The sequence below is a fragment of the Pseudomonas sp. 300 genome (assembly GCF_055803035.1).
Window position 1 is genome coordinate 1,879,668 of record NZ_JAVLRV010000002.1, and the last position, 18,745, is coordinate 1,898,412.

General features: G+C 60.5%; 13 protein-coding genes. 10 read left to right on the forward strand and 3 right to left on the reverse strand.

The annotated features are described in order from the left end of the window. Positions 1-3 precede the first annotated feature (3 nt). Positions 4-2,280 (reverse strand): PAS domain-containing sensor histidine kinase, encoded by a 2,277-nt coding sequence (locus Q7W83_RS15075; protein ID WP_150653412.1) that lies wholly within the window; start codon positions 2,278-2,280, stop codon positions 4-6. A 230-nt stretch (positions 2,281-2,510) separates the two neighbouring features. Here Q7W83_RS15075 and Q7W83_RS15080 point away from each other — a divergent pair, with 230 nt between their 5' ends. From Q7W83_RS15080 to phaR, 6 genes are all read left to right on the forward strand, one after another. After that, positions 2,511-4,133: an acyl-CoA synthetase gene (locus Q7W83_RS15080; protein WP_150629529.1), complete on the forward strand. Its 1,623-nt coding sequence runs from the start codon at positions 2,511-2,513 to the stop codon at positions 4,131-4,133. Positions 4,134-4,256: 123 nt separating this feature from the next. After that, entirely contained in the window at positions 4,257-4,583 is a 327-nt protein-coding gene (locus Q7W83_RS15085; protein WP_150629531.1) for a DUF485 domain-containing protein, read from the forward strand. Further along, positions 4,583-6,244, forward strand: a complete 1,662-nt coding sequence (locus Q7W83_RS15090) for a cation acetate symporter (protein WP_150629533.1) — start codon at positions 4,583-4,585, stop codon at positions 6,242-6,244. The genes Q7W83_RS15085 and Q7W83_RS15090 overlap by 1 nt, the downstream gene beginning before the upstream one ends. A gap of 60 nt (positions 6,245-6,304) precedes the next feature. Next, positions 6,305-8,077, forward strand: coding sequence for an acyl-CoA dehydrogenase C-terminal domain-containing protein (locus Q7W83_RS15095; protein WP_150629535.1), 1,773 nt, complete (start codon positions 6,305-6,307; stop codon positions 8,075-8,077). Between the two features lie 128 nt (positions 8,078-8,205). Then, positions 8,206-9,474: an OprD family porin gene (locus tag Q7W83_RS15100; protein WP_150653415.1), complete on the forward strand. Its 1,269-nt coding sequence runs from the start codon at positions 8,206-8,208 to the stop codon at positions 9,472-9,474. A 295-nt stretch (positions 9,475-9,769) separates the two neighbouring features. After that, the gene (gene phaR / locus Q7W83_RS15105) at positions 9,770-10,291 is read left to right on the forward strand and encodes a polyhydroxyalkanoate synthesis repressor PhaR (protein ID WP_150629539.1); all 522 of its coding nucleotides are present in this window, start codon (positions 9,770-9,772) and stop codon (positions 10,289-10,291) included. 35 nt (positions 10,292-10,326) lie between these two features. Here the strand turns inward: phaR and phaP are convergent, their stop codons facing one another. Next, complete coding sequence (gene phaP, locus Q7W83_RS15110) at positions 10,327-10,896, reverse strand: TIGR01841 family phasin (protein ID WP_150629541.1); 570 nt, start codon at positions 10,894-10,896, stop codon at positions 10,327-10,329. Positions 10,897-11,139: 243 nt separating this feature from the next. On the opposite strand from phaP, the gene Q7W83_RS15115 reads away from it, so the two are divergent. Then, a complete protein-coding gene (locus tag Q7W83_RS15115; RefSeq protein ID WP_473656284.1) occupies positions 11,140-13,524 on the forward strand; it encodes a DUF3141 domain-containing protein in 2,385 nt (794 codons plus the stop codon). Positions 13,525-13,566: 42 nt separating this feature from the next. On the opposite strand, the gene Q7W83_RS15120 is transcribed toward Q7W83_RS15115, so the two are convergent. After that, positions 13,567-14,658: an AraC family transcriptional regulator gene (locus Q7W83_RS15120; RefSeq protein ID WP_473656285.1), complete on the reverse strand. Its 1,092-nt coding sequence runs from the start codon at positions 14,656-14,658 to the stop codon at positions 13,567-13,569. 281 nt (positions 14,659-14,939) lie between these two features. Between Q7W83_RS15120 and phbB the strand changes: the two genes are divergently transcribed. The 3 genes from phbB to phaC all read left to right on the forward strand — a co-directional run bounded on the left by phbB (position 14,940) and on the right by phaC (position 18,725). Continuing rightward, positions 14,940-15,686, forward strand: coding sequence for an acetoacetyl-CoA reductase (phbB, locus tag Q7W83_RS15125; RefSeq protein ID WP_458377405.1), 747 nt, complete (start codon positions 14,940-14,942; stop codon positions 15,684-15,686). 57 nt (positions 15,687-15,743) lie between these two features. Then, entirely contained in the window at positions 15,744-16,922 is a 1,179-nt protein-coding gene (locus Q7W83_RS15130; protein WP_473656286.1) for an acetyl-CoA C-acetyltransferase, read from the forward strand. A 99-nt stretch (positions 16,923-17,021) separates the two neighbouring features. Then, positions 17,022-18,725: a class I poly(R)-hydroxyalkanoic acid synthase gene (phaC, locus tag Q7W83_RS15135; protein ID WP_473656287.1), complete on the forward strand. Its 1,704-nt coding sequence runs from the start codon at positions 17,022-17,024 to the stop codon at positions 18,723-18,725. Positions 18,726-18,745 lie beyond the last annotated feature (20 nt).

The following is an 18,745-nucleotide window of genomic DNA, read 5'->3' on the forward strand; positions in this document are numbered from 1 at the left end:
GCATTATTCCTGTTGTTGTTTTGTTGGACCGGCAAGCGGCAAGCGACAGCACATCAGCAGCCCGACCGGTTGGCGGCGGGCCTGCAATTCGCCGCCGAAACCTTCGATGATGCTGCGGCTCATGGACAACCCGAGCCCCAGGCCATCAGCCTTGCTGGTATAGAACGGGGTAAAGATCTGCTCCAGTTCCGGCTCGCTCACACCGGGCCCCTCGTCTTGTACGTTGATGTCCACGGTGGCGGCGCTGCCCTGCCCCGCCGTCATCACGATCAGCGACGGCTGGCCCGGATGTTGTTCGCGGTTGGCATCGATGGCATTGCGCAACAGATTGAGCAGGACTTGTTCCAGCAATACCCGGTCGGCATAAACCGGCGGAAGATTATCCGGCAGTCGATCCTCGATTGTCACTTGGCAATTGCTCGCCTCCCAGGCACACAAACGTACGGCTTCGCGGGCGACGTCGGTGACATTCAGTGCCTGCATGCGGCGCTGGCCTTTGCGTAGAAACGCGCGCAAACGGCGGATCACTTCCGAGGCATGGGTAGCGTGATGGGTAATGCGTTCCAGCCCTTGCGCGACCCGGGCGGCGGCTTGTGGATTGGAGTCCACGGTCTGCAAATAGCGCTGGCTGGCATTGGCATAGTTGACCACCGCGGCCAGCGGCTGATTGATTTCGTGGGCAATGCCCGAGGCCAGTTCGCCGAGGGTGACCAGGCGTGCGGTGTGCGCCAGTTCATCTTGATGGCGGCGCTGCTGCACTTCGCGCAGTTCACGTTCGGTCATGTCCCGCGCCACCAGGGAATAGTAGCGCTCGCCGCCGGCGGAACGATGTGCCAACAGCACCAGCGACACCGGCACCGACGCGCCACCGCCCGGTGGTTGCAAGCGCGCATCGGTGCTCCAGACGCCGTCGCGTTCGGCGCCGCTCCAGCCGTCACGTTGCAGGCGTGTCAGGTCCGCGCTGGCAAACAGTTGCCCAAGGACCGGCATCGGCTGTTGCTCGTCGATGCCAAGGATGCGGCGTGCCGCCGGGTTGAGGTAAGTGACTTGCCCCTCAGGGTCGATAAACAGCACCGGGTCGATGTTGGCCTCGACGACTTCGGCCAGGCGCCGCTTGTTCTCTTCGGCCTGCACGCGGGCGGTAATGTCCCGGGAGACGCTGACCACCTCGACCACCGTGCCGGTGTAGGTTTCACGAATCGCTCGACTGGCGGTTTCGAACCACAGGTAATGTCCGTCCCGATGGCGAATGCGGTACGTCATCGTGTGATAACCATCCTGCTCCAGCGCATCGCGGGCGCGCTGCACCAGGCTGGCCAGGTCCTGGCCATGGAACAGGCCTTGGGCCATTTGCCCGCGCAACTCTTCCGGCCAGTAACCGAGCAACGTCCATGAGGCGGGTGAGGCATCGAGAAAACAACCGTCCGGTGTGTGCCGGGAAATCAGGTCGGTGGTGTTCTCGATGATCAACCGGTAGAGCCGCCGCGCCTGGGTCGCTTCGCGTTCGGCCAGCACTTGCGCGGTGGCGTCGCGACAACGGGCGAGCACACGGTTGTCCTGGGGATCGGGAATGAACGTCCAGATCAGAATCTGCGCTTCGAACTGGGCTTCGACCCCTTCAATCGCGCGTTGCTGGTCCAGGCAGGCGCGCACCAGCACCCGATGATTGACCGGCAGAAATCCCAGTACGTCGGTCAGCGGCTTTTCGGCCAGCAGCGCCAGCAACGCCGCGTTGAATTCCTGCGGCCGGCCCTGCGCGTCAAGCAACAGGCTCGGCTGCGGATCGTGGCCCAACAGCGGCGAGCTGCGCAGCATGCCGTTGACGCTGCTGAGCAAGGTCGTCAGCAGATCCTGCACCCAACCCAGCCAATCGAAACTCACGCCCTCGCACACTTCCACCAGCAACAGGCCCGCCTGGCCAGGCATCAACGCCAGATCAAACACCTGGCCATGGCTGATGGCGGCGCGGCGCAGTCGACCGGCCAGCCAGCAATCGAGTTGCCGTACTTGCGCCAGATCAAGCCGCCCCGCTTCCAGCAGCCGCTCGTACAGCAACTGATCGCTGGCCTGCGAAGGGTCGCCCTGGCCCGGTGGAAAATGCTGGGCGGCGCCTTCATGGCTGTAAATCCGCGCACGGGGTTGCCAGCTCAGGTAAACCGCGCGACGCACCTCGGGGCAATCCTGCAAGGCCCGGCACAACGCATCGGCTCGAGCGGCCAGAGGCACGGCCTCGCGCTGCAGACGCAACCAGCTGTGCAATCGAACGGGAGTCAGGGTCATCACAGGTCCGCCTCGTTGGGGAAGCCAAGGATATACCGGCCTTGGCGGCATGACTGCAGTCATTTAGGTCACGAAGCATTTAATATAGTACATATCCTATACGCTATAGGTTGTACTTCCATATTGGTGGTGGATTGTTATATAAAGCACACCGGACATAAAAGGTGACCTCAGCGGCTACGCTGAAAGGCCACCGATAGAGCTAACAATCAGCCACCGAGTACCCGCACATGTCGATCTATGAACAAGGGCTAGGCCCTTCGGCTGTCAATCACATCGCCTTGTCTCCGCTCAGCTTCCTTGAGCGCACTGCCAACGTTTACCCCGACTACCCCGCCGTCATCCACGGTTCCATTCGCCGCACCTGGGCGCAGACCTACGCCCGTTGCCGACGCCTGGCCTCGGCGCTGGCCGGTCGCGGCATCGGCAAGAACGACACCGTGGCGGTGATGTTGCCCAACATCCCGGAAATGCTTGAAGTGCATTTTGGCGTACCGATGATCGGCGCCGTGCTCAACCCGCTCAACGTACGCCTGGATGCCGAAGCCATTGCCTTCATGCTGCAGCATGGCGAGGCCAAGGTGCTGATCACCGACCGCGAGTTCCATGACGTGATTCACGCCGCCATCGGCATGCTCGATCATCCGCCGCTGGTGATCGACGTGAACGACCCGGAATACGGCGAAGGTCAGGCTGTCAGCGATCTGGACTATGAAGCGTTGCTGGCCGAAGGCGACCCGGCGTTCGCCTGGCAATGGCCGGCCAACGAGTGGCAAGCCATCTCGCTGAACTACACCTCCGGCACCACCGGCAATCCGAAAGGCGTGGTCTATCACCACCGCGGCGCATATCTGAATGCCTTGGGCAACCAGATGACCTGGGCCATGGGCAACCATCCGGTGTACCTCTGGACCCTGCCGATGTTCCATTGCAACGGCTGGTGCTACCCGTGGACCATCACCGCGATGGCCGGGGTGCATGTGTTCCTGCGCCGGGTCGATCCACAGAAAATCCTGACGCTGATCCGCGAACACCAGGTCACCCACCTGTGCGGCGCGCCGATCGTGCTCAATGCGCTGGTCAACATGCCGGAATCGGCGAAGGCAGCCATCGATCACCCGGTCAACGCCATGGTCGCCGGTGCTGCACCACCGGCCAAAGTCATCGGCGCCGTGGAAGAAATGGGCATCAAGGTCACCCACGTCTACGGCCTGACCGAAACCTATGGCCCGGTGACCCTGTGTGCCTGGCATGCCGAATGGGATGAACTGCCACTGGATGAACGTGCGCAGATCAAATCCCGTCAGGGCGTGCGCTACCCGACACTCGAAGGGGTGATGGTCGGCGATTCGAAGACATTGGAGCCGACCCCGCGCGATGGCCAGACCATCGGTGAAGTGTTCATGCGCGGCAATACCGTGATGAAGGGCTACCTGAAAAACCCGACGGCCACCGCCGAAGCGTTCGAGGGCGGCTGGTTCCATACCGGCGACCTGGCGGTGTGTCACCCGGACGGTTATGTCGAGATCAAGGACCGCCTCAAAGACATCATCATCTCCGGTGGCGAGAACATCTCTACCATCGAACTCGAAGGCGTGCTCTACCGCCATCCGGGCGTGATGGAAGCCGCGGTGGTCGCCCGTCCCGATGAAAAATGGGGCGAAACGCCCTGCGCCTTCATCACCTTGAAGGCGGATCACCAGGACGTTCGCGAAGCCGACATCATCAGTTTCTGCCGTGAGCACCTGGCCGGTTTCAAAGTCCCGCGCACGGTGATTTTCACCCTGCTGCCGAAGACTTCCACCGGCAAGATCCAGAAGTACGTGCTGCGCGACAGGGCCAAGGCCCTCTAACCCTCACCCACGTTTCACCTACAAGGCGGCAGGTGTCTTACCTGCCGCTTCGGGCTCGTGCAGGCCGGATTCGGCCTGCTCAGCCCCTCTCACACCGATAACAACAACAATGTGGAGCGCACCATGATCGACATCCATGCAACCGATACCCAACGCTGTGAACGTATTCGGACCAATCCGAAATTCCTTCAACTGGTCAGCAGCCGTTCGCGCCTGGCCTGGTCGTTGAGTGCTGCCGTGCTGGGCACTTATTACCTGTTCATGTTCGTGGTGGCGTTTGCCCCGCAGTGGCTGCACGCACCCCTCGGCGAGCATCGGATGTTGACCCTGGGCATGCCGGTTGGCGCGGCGATCATTATCTTTTCCTGGCTGCTGACCGGCTGGTATGTCTACAGCGCCAACACGCGCTTCGATGCACTGGGCGCCGCCATTCTTGAGGAGAGCAAGTGATGCGTAAACTCATCCTCGCCGCAGCCTGCCTGTTGCCGGCTTCCGCTGTGTTCGCCGCACCTGCGTTGGGTGCCATAGAAAAACAACCGCTGAACCTGCATGCCATCGGCATGTTCTTCGTGTTCGTCCTCGGTACGCTGGCGATCACCTGGTGGGCCGCGCGCCAGACCAAATCCACCTCGGACTTCTACACCGCCGGCGGTGGCATCACCGGGTTTCAAAACGGCCTGGCGATTGCCGGTGACTACATGTCCGCCGCCACTTTGCTGGGGCTGTCGAGCCTGGTGTTCGCCAAGGGTTATGACGGTTTCATCTACACCATCGGCTTCTTTGTCGGCTGGCCGATCATCACCTTCCTGATGGCCGAGCGCCTGCGCAATCTGGGGCGCTATACCTTTGCCGATATCGTTTCCTATCGTCTGGACCAGAACAAAGTGCGGATCTTCGCTGCGTTCGGTTCGTTGACGGTGGTGTGCTGCTACCTGATCGTGCAGATGGTCGGTGCCGGCCAGTTGATCAAATTGCTCTTCGGCCTCGACTACCCGGTAGCCGTGGTGATCGTTGGTGCGTTGATGCTGGTATACGTGATTTTCGGCGGCATGATCGCAACGACCTGGGTGCAGATCATCAAGGCTGTGCTGTTGCTTGCCGGCGGCACGACGCTCGCGGTCATGGCCATGTCGCAGTTCGGTTTCAGCTACGAAACCCTCGCCACCAAAGCAGTCGAGGCGCACGCCAGCGGCTGGAACATCATGGGCCCCGGCTCAATGCTCGCCGACCCGATCAACACGGCGTCGATGTCCCTCGGCCTGGTGTTCGGCATCGCCGGCTTGCCGCACATTCTGATGCGCTTCTTCACCGTGCCCAACGCCAAGGAAGCGCGTAAATCGGTGTTCTACGCCACCGGTTTCATTGGTTTCTTCTTCCTGGTGGTGTGCACCCTGGGCTTCGCCGCGATGGTGATCATCGGCACCGATCCGCAGTACTACGTTAACGGCGAAGTCGGCGGTGCCTTGATCGGTGGCGGCAACATGGTCGCGATGCACCTGGCCAAAGCGGTGGGCGGCAACCTGTTCTTCGGGTTCCTCTCGGCCGTGGCCTTCGCCACCATTCTTGCAGTGGTCTCCGGGCTGGCCCTGGCCGGTGCGTCGGCGATTTCCCACGACCTCTACGCCACCGTGTTCAAGAAAGGCAAGGCCACCCAGAAACAGGAAATGCGCGTGACCCGCATGGCCACCGTAGGCCTGGGCATCATTGCGATTCTGCTGGGCATCCTGTTCGAGAAGATGAACGTCGCGTTCCTGGTGGGCCTGACCTTTGGCATCGCCGCCTCGACCAACTTCCCGGTGCTGATCATGGCCATGTACTGGAAAGGCCTGACCACCAAAGGCGCGATCATCGGCGGTTTCGCCGGCCTGATCTGTGCACTGGTGCTGGTGATCCTGTCCCCGGCCGTGTGGGTAACCGTGCTCGGTCATGCTCACGCGATCTTCCCGTACGACCACCCGGCGCTGTTCTCCATGCCGTTGGCGTTCCTGGTGATCGTCGTCGTGTCCCGACTCGACCGCAGCGTGCGGGCCGACAAGGAACGCGATGCCTACGCCGACCAGTTTGTACGCGCCCAGACCGGCCTTGGTGCTGCCGCCGCTTCCAGTCATTGATTGAAAGGCACGGCGCCCGTTTGCGGCGCCGTGCACAACCGTCCTGTCGAGGTTCACGTTATGCCCGAATTCAAAGCCCCCCTGCGCGACCTGCGCTTCGTCCTGCATGAAGTGTTCGACGCCCCGGCCCTGTGGGCGCGCCTGCCTGCCCTGGCTGACAACATCGATGCCGGCATCGCCGACGCGATCCTGGAGGAAGCGGGGAAAGTCACCGCGCACCTGATCGCCCCCTTGAACCGCAGCGGCGACGAAGAAGGCGCGCAGTGGCACGAAGGTCAGGTGACGACGCCGATCGGCTTCAAACAGGCGTATGCCACGTACATCGAAGGTGGCTGGGTCGGTTTGTCCGGTAACACCGAATACGGCGGCATGGGCATGCCAAAGATGCTGGCCGTGCAGTTTGAAGAGATGCTCTACGGCGCCAATTCAAGCTTCGCGCTGTACTCGGCATTGAGTTCCGGGGCCTGCCTGGCATTGGATGCTCACGCCAGCGACAGCTTGAAAGACCTGTACTTGCCGCCGATGTATGAAGGTCGCTGGGCCGGCTCCATGTGCCTGACCGAAGCCCATGCCGGCACTGATCTGGGGCTCATCCGCACCCGCGCCGAACCTCGGGCCGACGGTAGTTTCAGCATCACCGGCAGCAAGATCTTCATCACCGGTGGCGATCAGGACCTGACCGAAAACATCATCCATCTGGTGCTGGCCAAACTGCCCGACGCACCGGCCGGGCCAAAAGGCATCTCGCTGTTTGTGGTGCCAAAAGTGCTGGTGAATGCCGACGGTTCCCTCGGTGACGCCAACGCCGTGAGTTGCGGTTCGATCGAACACAAGATGGGCATCAAGGCCTCGGCCACGTGCGTGATGAACTTCGACGGTGCCAGCGGATGGCTGGTGGGCGAAGCCAACAAAGGCCTCGCGGCGATGTTCACCATGATGAACTACGAACGCCTGTCCATCGGCATTCAGGGCATTGGCTGCGCCGAAGCGTCCTACCAGAGCGCCGTGGCGTACGCCCGTGAACGCATCCAGAGCCGCGCCCCGACCGGCGCCATGGCCCCGGACAAAGTCGCCGACCCGATCATCGTCCACCCCGACGTGCGCCGCATGCTGCTCAGCATGAAAGCCATGACCGAAGGTGGCCGCGCGTTCGCCAGTTATGTCGGGCAGCAGCTCGATCTGGCGAAGTTCTCCGATGACGCACAAGAACGCGACAGCGCACAGACCCTGGTCGCGCTGCTGACGCCGATTGCCAAGGCGTTCTTCACTGACACCGGTCTGGAGAGCTGCATCAATGGCCAGCAAGTGTTCGGCGGCCATGGCTACATCCGCGAATGGGGCCAGGAACAATTGGTCCGCGACGTGCGTATCGCACAGATCTATGAAGGCACCAATGGCATTCAGGCGCTGGACCTGCTCGGACGCAAAGTGCTGGCCGACAACGGCGCCGCGCTGCGTCAGTTCACCGGCGAGATTCGCCATTTCGCCCACCAGCCTGATGCGCCCTACTCCGCGCAACTGTTCGATGCCGTGCAGCGCCTGGAAGACTTGAGCGACTGGTTGCAGGACCGAGCGGCGACCAACCGCAACGAAATCGGCGCCGCTTCCGTGGAGTATCTGCACCTGTTCGGTTATGTCGCCTACGCCTGGTTGTGGGCGCGCATGGCACAGGTTGCCCGGCAAAAACGCGGCGACGACGAAGCGTTCTACGGGGCGAAGATTGCAACCGCCGACTTCTACATCCATCGCTTGCTGCCGCGCATTTTGAGCCTCGAACAGTCGATTCGCGCCGGCAGTGCCTCCTTGTTCGGTCTGAGTGCCGAGCAGTTCTAACGATTGAACCGCACGCGGCGCCACGCTCCTCTCTTTTCGGCGCTCGCGTTTTTTATTGATAGGCCCTCGCCCGGTTGGCGAGGGCTGCGTAAGCCGTCATTCCATAATAAAAACAAAGGGGCTTCACCATGGATCGCAACACCCGCATTCTCGCTACCCGACTGTTGCTGGCCGGTGGCGTCATCAGCCTCTCGGCCCCCGCCTCTGCTGACTTTATCAAGGACAGCAAAGCCAGCCTCGAGCTGCGTAACTTCTACTTCAACCGCGACTATCGTCAGGCCAACGCGGCGCAATCGAAACAGGAGGAATGGGCGCAGGGCTTCCTGTTGCGCTACGAATCCGGCTTTACCGAGGGGTTGATCGGGGTCGGTTTCGATGCGATCGGCCTGATGGGCGTCAAACTCGACTCCAGCCCGGATCGCGCCGGTTCCGGCGTGCTCCAGCGCCATCGCGATACGCGCAAAGGCGCTCAGGACGAATACGGTGAACTGGGCCTAACCGCCAAAGTGCGCGCCTCCAAAAGCACGCTGAAACTCGGCACATTGCTGCCCAAGCTGCCGACGGTACTGGCCAACGATTCGCGTCTGCTGCCGCAAACCTTCAAGGGCGGTCAGCTGACTTCGCTGGAAGTCGAAGGCCTGAGCGTGGATGCCGGTCGACTGACGCAGGTCAACCAGCGCGACTCCTCGGACTACGAGGACATGGGCATCACCCGCACCGGCGCCAAAGGCATCACCAGCCGCCATCTGGACAGCGACAGCTTCGATTTCGCCAGCCTCAACTACAAATGGACCAGTAACCTCGCCACCGGTTACAGCTACGGTCACCTCGACAATTTCTACAGCCAGCACCTGGTCAACCTGAGCTACGTGTTGCCGGTCACCACCGGCCAGTCGTTGAAGACCGACCTGCGTTTCGCCCGCTCTACCGATGATGGCGGCAGCAATGTCGATAACAATGCGATTGGCGCAATGTTCACTTACAGCCTCGGCGGGCATGCGTTCGGCCTGGGTTATCAAGGCATGAGCGGCGACACCGGGTATGCCTACGTCAATGGCACCGATGCGTTCCTGGTGAATTTTGTGCAGATCGGCGACTTCGCCAGCAAGGATGAAAAATCCTGGCAAGCCCGTTACGACTACAACTTTGCCGCCCTCGGCATCCCCGGCCTGACGTTCATGACCCGCTACATCACCGGTGACAATATCGACCTGGGCGGCAACCGCCCGGAAGGCAAGGAATGGGAGCGCGATACCGATATCGGGTATGTCGTGCAGAGCGGGCCGCTGAAGAACGTCGGCGTGAAATGGCGCAATGCGACAGTGCGCTCGACCAACTTTGGCAGTGATCTGGATGAAAACCGTTTGATCGTCAGCTACACGTTGCCGATCTGGTAACCCGATTCAGGTTTCAAAAAAGGGGGACTCGCTTGACGGCGCAGTCTCCTTTTTTCTGTTGGAGTAGGCGTGTTATGAAGGGCCTCATCGCGGGCAAGCCCGCTCCCACAGTGATCTCTGTTGCTCACAAATGCTGCATTCACAGAGAACCCCTGTGGGAGCGGGCTTGCCCGCGATGAGGGCCCCGAACCAATAAAGATCTCTAGCGTGGCATCCCTCCCCCTACACCGCCCCGCGGCCGTAGCCATAGTAGGTTAAGATGCCTGCAAACCAGGCTCGCCACGAGACGCCCCGCATGCCAGATAACAGTCGGAACACCCCCCGCCTGATCAAGAAGTACCCCAATCGCCGACTGTATGACACCCACACCAGCAGTCACCTGACCCTGGCGGACATACGCCAGTTGGTCGTCGACAAGATTGCGTTTCAGGTGGTCGATGCAAAATCTGGCGAAGATCTGACTCGCAGCATCCTGCTGCAGGTGATTCTGGAAGCGGAAAGCGGCGGTGAGCCAATTTTCACCAGCGATATGCTGATGGGGATTATCCAGTTCTACGGTCCTTATCAGGGTGTACTGGGCAGCTACCTCGATAAAAGCATTCAGACCGTGATCGACATCCAGTCCCAGACAGGCGCGCAATCGTCCGAGGCCTGGAGCACCTTCATGCACCAGCAAGCGCCGGTCATGCAGGACCTCATGCGTCAGTATGTCGACCAGTCCAAGGCGCTCTACCTGAACACACAAAACATGTTCGGCCTGTTCACCGGCAAACCTGAAGCAGAAAACGGCACGAAAAAAAATGGCGACGGGGAATAAGCCCGTCGCCATTGGTGCTGCCGGCCTGATTTGACTTACTTGTTACCGCTGGTGGCCTTGGCATTGGCTTCCGGTGCCGCTTTCCGGGTCGCGGCGGTCGCAGCGTCGAAATTGCTCTGAGCCACATCAGCTGCCTGTTTCACGGCTTTCTGTGCACTTTCAAACACGGTACCGGCATTCGCCAGGCCCGACTTGAATGCAGCCACTACAGGCTCGGAGCCGGCCGGTGCATTCTTGCTGATCGATTCAACAAACTCATTCACCTGCTGGGTGCCCGCCTCGACCTGACTCGACGTCAGCTTCGCGATGTCCGACTGCGTGCCCACGATCAGCGCCTGAACCTGGCGATTGAACTCGGCCAGGCGTTCGCTTTGCGCGCTTGGCTGGGTGAACGACGCCTGCAAGTCAGCAAAACCCTGTGGGTCGCGCACGGCGAGCAATTTACGGACGCCTTCGAAATGCTCTTCGGTGGAGTCACGCAGTGCCTTGAACTGCAATTGGCTCAGCTGCTCAACGCTGGCGAACACTTTGCCGCTGATTTGCTGCAACAGGTCGAGGTTGGCTTTCTGAGCGGTTTGCAGATTTTCCGGGTTGAAAAAAGACATGCTTGAATCTCCTGGTACGGGAAGGCCCGAATGGGCCTGAGGACGCGATAGCGATCCTGACAGTCATCGCGCTGGTTTTGATATTGCAGCGCACAAAACCATTTGGCAACGGCTATTTTGTGCGGCGCACAATAAAGTTCGCTTCCTTGGCTGAAATTCCCTATACACTCGTGAAAATCGGATGAGCGGCTTGGCTTCTATTAGTCAGGGCGACGTTCCCACGCATGGCGTCAGGAGTTCACGATGGGCCAGGAAGAAAATATTGCACTGCAAGATGAAGGGCTGTCAGCTTCGCCCGGTTTGTTCGAACACCTGAACCATCTCCAGCGTCTCAACACCCTCAACGTTCTCGACGCCACGCAACAGCGCCAGGCCAAAACCTACGCGCCTTCAAGCCTTGGGCTACTCAAACAGCCGAACGCCGCTGACTGGCAGGAATACCTCACCGACCTGGGCCAACGCAGCGTGCTGTTCTGGGACACCTTGCGTCAGCGCGGTGACAACACCCTGGCCCACGAACGCGCCGGGTATCCGCTGCTGCTCAAGTTCAATCATGAAACCCTGGTCGCCGGCGAAGACCTGCCTCGCCCGGTCAACTACTCGTTGCTGCAGATCCTGGCGGGCCCCGGGCAACGGCTCGACAGCCAAAAACAACCGGTGATCATCATTGACCCTCGCGGCGGTCACGGCTCGGGGATTGGCGGTTTCAAACAGGATTCGGTCATCGGCGAAAGCCTGCGCGCCGGCCATCCGACCTATTTCATCTCGTTCAGCCATTCGCCACGCCCGGGGCAAACCCTCGCGGACATCGTTGAAGCCCAGGCGAGGTTCCTCGAAGAGGTCAGCGCGCGACATCCCGCCAGCGCCAAACCCGTGGTGATCGGCAACTGCCAGGCCGGCTGGGCATTGATGGGCCTGGCGGCGACCCGCCCGGAACTGCCAGGACTGATCATCGTCAACGGCGCGCCGTTGTCATACTGGGCCGGTGTCAACGGTCGCAACCCGATGCGCTACACCGGCGGTTTGCTGGGCGGCGGCTGGATGGCGCGACTGGGCAGCGACCTGGGCAATGACCGTTTCGACGGCACCTGGCTGGTCAGCAATTTCGAAAGCCTCGACCCGGCCAACGCTGTGTGGGGCAAGTACTACCACCTGTTCAGCGAAGTCGACAGCGAGGCCGCACGGTTTCTCGATTTCGAGCGCTGGTGGGGCAGCCCGACCCTGCTCAATGGCGAAGAGATCGAGCAGATTGTCGACGACCTGTTCATCGGTAATCAGCTGTCCGGCGGCCTCGGTCGCAAGAGCAGCGGGCTCGACCTCAAGCGCATCGAAGTGCCGGTGGTGGTGTTCTGCTCGTACGGCGACAACATCACCTCGCCGCAACAGGCGCTGGACTGGATCACCGACGTCTATCCCAGCGATCTCGCCCTGCAAAATGCCGGGCGCACTATCGTTTACCTGCGTCACGCGAGCATCGGTCACCTGGGCATCTTCGTGTCGGGTGAAGTGGCGCGGCGTGAACACCGTGAGTTGCTGGGCGCGGTCGACGCGATCAATGAACTGCCGGGCGGGCTGTATGAAATGCTCATCGATGACCTGCCGGAAAACTCGGATACGCCGTACGCCGTGCGTTTCGAGCCACGGCGTATCGCCGACATCCACGGTAAAGTGCAGCCGCCCCGTGACGACGATCGCGAATTCGCGCTGGTCGAACGTGCCTCTGATTTCAACAACACGCTTTATGACGGATTTGTACGGCCGTGGTTGCGTGAGTTGATCAACGAGCCGACCGCTGAAATGATGCGCAAGGCACACCCGTTCCACCAGCAACAAGTGATGTGGAACAGTCTGAACCCCGCACTCTGGTGGCTGCCAGGCAGTGCCGCTCAAGTGAGCAAGGATCGACATCCGGCCAGCCCGTCCAATCCGTTGCTGGCCTGGCAGGAACTGTTTTCCAACCAGATACAGGACGCCTTGAACGGCTATCGGGACCTGCGTGATGCCGCTCAGGAGATGAGTTTTTATGGCGTGTATGGCGTCCTCAACAGCCTAGCCGGCAATGCCCCGGGGCGAGATCTCCAGGCGCATGCCAGGCAGCACGATAAAGTCCTGACCGAACGCCTCCAGGACGCCCTGCCCCTGGGCGGTTTGATGGAAGCCTTGATCCGGATCCTGTTCCTGCTGGGCCGTGACAGCGATGAACCGGGTAAGCAAAGCGTCGAAAAACTGATCCTGCAATTGCAAGTGCTGCAGCAGGACTACAGTGCCGAGCCGCGGGACCTGCGCGAAACCCTTCGCCTGCAAAAACTGCTGGTCGCCACCCATCCGCAGGAAAGCCTGCATAGCTTGCCCCTGATGCTGGTTGGGCTCGAAGAGCGCCAACAAGTGCTGGCGGCCGTCGCCAATTTGCTGCCGGAACTGCTGACCAGCGGCTCAGACAACCCGTCCTGGTGTGAATTGCACACGCTGCTCGATGTGCCGCTGCCGGGTTTCAACCTGACCCAACCGCCAGGTGAAGCCGATCCAATTGCGGTGGTCACCCCTGAACCGATCGCCCCGGTAACGCCGACAAAAACGCGCAAACCCGCGAAGGGCAAAAAAGGCGCGAAAAAACCTCCTGCACCATGATGATCAACCTGTGGGAGCGAGCTTGCCCGCGATAGCGGTGCGTCAGGCGACATCAACGTTGAATGTGAAATCGCCATCGCGGGCAAGCCCGCTCCCACACACCGGCGCAGCTTCCTCGATCTCGAACGATTCATCGGAGCGGTACTGCCCCGGTGTCATGCCAAACCAGCGGCTACAGGCTTTGTTGAAGCTGCTGTGATCATGAAAACCAAGGAGATACGCGACATGCTTCATGTTGAAGTGCGAATGACGCAGGTAGAAATCCGCCAATTGTCGACGCACCGCGTTCAGCACATTCTTGAATTGTGTCCCTTCCTTTTCCAGCGAACGTTGCAACGTTCGTTTGCTGATGTTCAAGGCCGCCGCGATCGACTCCATGTCGCACTGCCCCTGCCCCTGACTCAAGCGCTCGGTAATCAGCGCGCGAATCCGGCCGACAATGCAAAAACCGAACAGCAGGTCCAATTGCGCCTCGGCAAAGCTGTCATGCAGCACCGCCAACGTTTCGTTGGCCATGCTCAACGGCCGCATCAGCTCCTCCCCGTCAAACAAAATGCTGTCGTAAGCCGCGTCGAACTGCAGATTGCAGCCAAACAGCCGTCGATGCTCGGAGGTGTCTTCGGGTTCGGGGTAAGTGAACTCAACGCTCAAGGGGTGCGGTGCGTTGCCGCCCGACAGCTTGCGACAGAAACTCAACAACGATGCCAGTCCGGCATCGGTGTACTGCCGAGGTTTGACCGAACCCTGCTGCTGATGGTCGAGCCCGGACAGACGGAAATGTTGCTGCTCCGAAGTGAAGAAAAGGCTGAACCCGGTGCCAATCAACGGACTGAAACGGACCAGGCGTTCAAGGGCTTTTTTCAGGTTCAGGCTGGACATCATGGTGTAGCCGACGATCTGAAAACTGCCGGGGTGGAAACTGCCATAGGCCCGTAGCCCAATGTCCGGATCGTCCGAGGCCTCAGCGGCCAGTTCCCAGAGTCGATAGATGGCCTTTCGCTCGCAAAACGCTCCTGGTTTGTTTGCAAGATCAATGTCCAGTCCAGCCTCCCGACACAGACTGGCAACATCCAGTCCTTGAGCCGAGAGCGTATTTACCAGCACGCTGGCATAGCCTGAGCTCATTCTATACATGGCGTCCTCAATGACCTGTGGAACCGGACATCCTGTCCGGAGCCATGACTGATCTGCGATGAATCAAAGACTAACGGGTGGTTCAGTTGCCAATATTGATCCCAGTATAGGTAATCCCGATTTTTAGCCACTGTTTCAGGCCATTCGTCGACCGGATGCTACTAAGCCGGACATGGCACCTTTGGACACCACGCCGTCACCTCCCAACACTTCCGCATCCCGCGACCATACCGAACAATCCTCCCATCTTGCAGCGCAAAAACAAAAAAGGATTGGAGCTTATGAAGTCGCTTGGTCGTATTGCGTTGGTCACCGGTGGTATGGGTGGGATTGGCACGGCGATAAGCCAGCGCCTGTACAAGGAAGGATTCAAGGTCATCGTCGGTTGCAGCGCCGATTCCGACCGCAAGAACGACTGGATTGCCACTCAACTGGCGGCGGGTTACCAGTTCGAGTGCGTCTACGGCGACATCACCGATTGGGAGTCAACGCGCAAGGCCTTCGAGATGGCGCGGGAACAATTCGGCCCGATCGATGTGCTGATCAACAACGCCGGCATCACGCGTGATGCTTCTTTCCGCAAGCTGACGCCCGAGGACTGGAACGCGGTCATCGGCACCAACCTGAGCGGCGTGTTCAACACCACCAAGCAGGTGATTGAAGGGATGTTGGCCAAAGGCTGGGGACGGGTGATCAATATCTCCTCGATCAACGGTCAACGCGGCCAGTTCGGCCAGACCAACTACAGTGCGGCCAAAGCCGGCATCCACGGTTTCACCATGGCACTGGCACGAGAAGTGTCGGGCAAGGGCGTGACCGTCAACACCGTCTCGCCGGGTTACATCCAGACCAACATGACCGCGGCCATCCGCCCGGACATCCTCGACAGCATGATCGCGGCCACTCCGGTCGGGCGCCTTGGCCAACCCGAAGAAATCGCTTCGATCGTCGCCTGGCTGGCTTCCGATGAATCGGGCTACAGCACCGGCGCCGACTTCTCGGTGAACGGCGGGATGAACATGCAGTAGACCGATCAGGGCAAGGACGCCCTGCTCCCGCTGGACAACACTTTAATGAGGTCACGCATGAACGAAGTCGTAATCGTTGCCGCTACTCGTACCGCCATTGGCAGTTTTCAGGGTGCCTTGTCCGCGATTCCAGCCACCGAGCTGGGCGCTACAGTGATTCGCCGTCTGCTGGAAGAAACCGGTCTGGACGGTGCGCAGATCGATGAAGTGATCCTCGGCCAGGTCCTCACCGCAGGCTCGGGACAAAACCCGGCACGCCAGACGGCTATCAAGGCTGGCCTGCCCTTTACCACCCCGGCCCTGACCCTGAACAAGGTCTGCGGCTCGGGCCTCAAGGCCGTGCAACTGGCTGTACAGGCGATCCGTTGCGGCGACGCCGAACTGGTGATTGCCGGCGGTCAGGAAAACATGAGCCTGGCGCCCTATGTGCTGCCCAAGGCACGCACTGGCCTGCGTCTGGGTCATGCGCAATTGCAAGACAGCGTGATTCAGGACGGTTTGTGGGACGCCTTCAACGACTACCACATGGGCATTACCGCGGAGAATCTGGCCACTCGGTACAGCCTAAACCGCGAAGACCAGGACGCCTTCGCCGCCGCCTCGCAACAGAAAGCGGCCGCCGCCATCGAAGCGGGCTACTTCAAGCGTGAAATCACGCCGATCCTGATCCCTCAGCGCAAGGGCGATCCGCTGGTGTTCGACACAGATGAACAACCCCGCCCGGGCAGCACGCTGCAAGCCTTGAGCAACCTGAAACCGGCGTTCCAGAAAGACGGCAGCGTGACCGCCGGCAACTCGTCGACCCTCAACGATGGCGCCGCCGTGTTGCTGCTGGCCAGCGCCACCACGGCCCAGGCCCTCGGTTTGCCGGTGCTGGCATACATCAAGGCTTACGCCAGCGCAGGCGTCGACCCGTCGATCATGGGCATAGGCCCGGTCCCGGCCACCCGTCTGGTGCTGGAGAAAGCTGGCTGGAGCCTGGACGACCTCGACCTGATCGAAGCCAACGAAGCGTTCGCCGCGCAATCACTGGCGGTAGGCAAAGAACTGGGCTGGGACACCCGCAAGGTCAACGTCAACGGTGGCGCGATTGCGCTGGGTCATCCGATCGGCGCGTCGGGCGCGCGGATTCTGGTGTCGCTGGTGCACGAACTGATTCGCCGAGACGGCAAAAAAGGCCTGGCGACTTTGTGCATTGGCGGCGGCCAAGGCGTCAGCCTGATCATCGAACGATAAGAAGAAACACAGGACTGCTTGCTTGACTGCTGACGCGGTGCCGAAGTCCGGCACCGCGGTTTTTTTCTGCCCGGTTTACTGATGTGGGCAAGGAGTTCCATGGACAATAACGCGCACACCTTCAATACCTTCTGGTCCGGCCAGGTTCCGTTCATTGCCTCCTTTGCAGTGCAACAATTACGTTTATGGGTCAGCAGCAATCCGTGGTTCACCGGGCAGGAATACAACGAGTGGTTCGACCTGCCGCGCGGCACCCTGGACAGCCTGCAATCAGACTATCAACTGCAATGGGCGGACCTCGGCCAGCGGTTGATGAGCGGCCAGCCCTTCATCTTTGAAGATCGACGTTTCGCCAGTGGCAACTGGAGCGAGCCGCTGTTTGGCTCCCTCGCTGCTTTTTACCTGCTCAACGCCGGGTTCCTGCTCAAACTGCTCGACAAGCTCCCGATCAAAGACAAAAAACCACGCCAGCGCCTGCTGTATCTGGTGGAACAAGCCATCGCCGCCGGCGCACCGAGCAACTTTCTGGCAAGCAATCCCGATGCATTGCAGCGCGCCGCAGAGACTCAAGGCGGCAGCCTGCTCACGGGCCTGCTGCACCTGGCCAGCGACCTGCAGGAAGGCAAGATGCGCCAGTGCGACAGCGGCGCCTTCAAGGTCGGTGTCGACCTGGCCAGCACCCCTGGCGAAGTGGTGTTCGAGAATGAACTGTTCCAGCTGATTCAGTACTACCCGCAAAGCGAAACCCAGTACCGGCGCCCGGTGTTCATCGTCCCGCCGTCGATCAATAAGTACTACATCCTCGACCTGCGCCCGGACAACTCGATGGTTCGCCATTTGTTGCAACAAGGTCATCCGGTGTTTCTGATGTCGTGGCGCAACTTCGATCAGGCACACGCCGGCACCACCTGGGATGACCTGATCGAAACCGGCATCATCAAAGGCCTGAACGTGACCCGCGAAATCAGCGGCGAGCAACGGCCCAATTGCGTCGGTTTCTGCATTGGCGGCACGCTGCTGAGTACCGCGCTGGCCGTGCTGGCGGCCCGTGGTGATCGCGAGATTGCCAGCGTCAGCCTGTTGACCACGTTCCTCGATTACCTCGACACGGGCCCCATCGACATCTTCGTCGACGAGCAACTGGTGGCTTACCGCGAGCGCACCATCGGTGGCGTTGACGGCCCGATCGGACTGTTCAAGGGTGAGGACATGGGCAACACCTTCTCGCTGCTGCGCCCGAATGATTTGTGGTGGAACTACAACGTCGACAAGTACCTCAAGGGTCAAAAACCGATCGCCCTCGACCTGCTGTTCTGGAACAACGACAGCACCAATCTGCCGGGTCCGATGTATTGCTGGTACCTGCGCCACACCTACCTGCAGAACGATCTGAAATCCGGCGAACTGGACTGCTGTGGCGTCAAGCTCGACTTGCGCGCCATCGACGCCCCGGCGTACATCCTTGCCACCCATGACGATCACATCGTGCCGTGGCGCAGCGCCTACGCCAGCACCGAACTGCTGGCCGGCGCCAAGCGCTTCGTACTGGGCGCTTCAGGACATATCGCCGGGGTCATCAACCCGCCGGCCAAGGAAAAGCGCCATTACTGGACCAATAACCGGGTCACGAAAAACCCCGACACCTGGTTCAAGAATGCCGAGCAACATTGCGGTAGCTGGTGGAATGACTGGTTCGTCTGGCTGGCCGGACACGCCGGTGAACGCCAGCCTTCGGTGCTGCACACCGGCAATGCGCAATACCCTGCACTGGCATCGGCACCCGGTCGGTACGTGATGCAATGATCGGCAGTCCCGCGCAATAG

What these genes read in the sequence shown, in the direction of transcription:
- Q7W83_RS15075 (WP_150653412.1), bottom strand. Translation starts at nt 2,280, where the DNA reads ATGACCCTGACTCCCGTTCGATTGCACAGCTGGTTGCGTCTGCAGCGC.
- Q7W83_RS15080 (WP_150629529.1), top strand. Translation starts at nt 2,511, where the DNA reads ATGTCGATCTATGAACAAGGGCTAGGCCCTTCGGCTGTCAATCACATC.
- Q7W83_RS15085 (WP_150629531.1), top strand. Translation starts at nt 4,257, where the DNA reads ATGATCGACATCCATGCAACCGATACCCAACGCTGTGAACGTATTCGG.
- Q7W83_RS15090 (WP_150629533.1), top strand. Translation starts at nt 4,583, where the DNA reads ATGCGTAAACTCATCCTCGCCGCAGCCTGCCTGTTGCCGGCTTCCGCT.
- Q7W83_RS15095 (WP_150629535.1), top strand. Translation starts at nt 6,305, where the DNA reads ATGCCCGAATTCAAAGCCCCCCTGCGCGACCTGCGCTTCGTCCTGCAT.
- Q7W83_RS15100 (WP_150653415.1), top strand. Translation starts at nt 8,206, where the DNA reads ATGGATCGCAACACCCGCATTCTCGCTACCCGACTGTTGCTGGCCGGT.
- phaR (WP_150629539.1), top strand. Translation starts at nt 9,770, where the DNA reads ATGCCAGATAACAGTCGGAACACCCCCCGCCTGATCAAGAAGTACCCC.
- phaP (WP_150629541.1), bottom strand. Translation starts at nt 10,896, where the DNA reads ATGTCTTTTTTCAACCCGGAAAATCTGCAAACCGCTCAGAAAGCCAAC.
- Q7W83_RS15115 (WP_473656284.1), top strand. Translation starts at nt 11,140, where the DNA reads ATGGGCCAGGAAGAAAATATTGCACTGCAAGATGAAGGGCTGTCAGCT.
- Q7W83_RS15120 (WP_473656285.1), bottom strand. Translation starts at nt 14,658, where the DNA reads ATGTATAGAATGAGCTCAGGCTATGCCAGCGTGCTGGTAAATACGCTC.
- phbB (WP_458377405.1), top strand. Translation starts at nt 14,940, where the DNA reads ATGAAGTCGCTTGGTCGTATTGCGTTGGTCACCGGTGGTATGGGTGGG.
- Q7W83_RS15130 (WP_473656286.1), top strand. Translation starts at nt 15,744, where the DNA reads ATGAACGAAGTCGTAATCGTTGCCGCTACTCGTACCGCCATTGGCAGT.
- phaC (WP_473656287.1), top strand. Translation starts at nt 17,022, where the DNA reads ATGGACAATAACGCGCACACCTTCAATACCTTCTGGTCCGGCCAGGTT.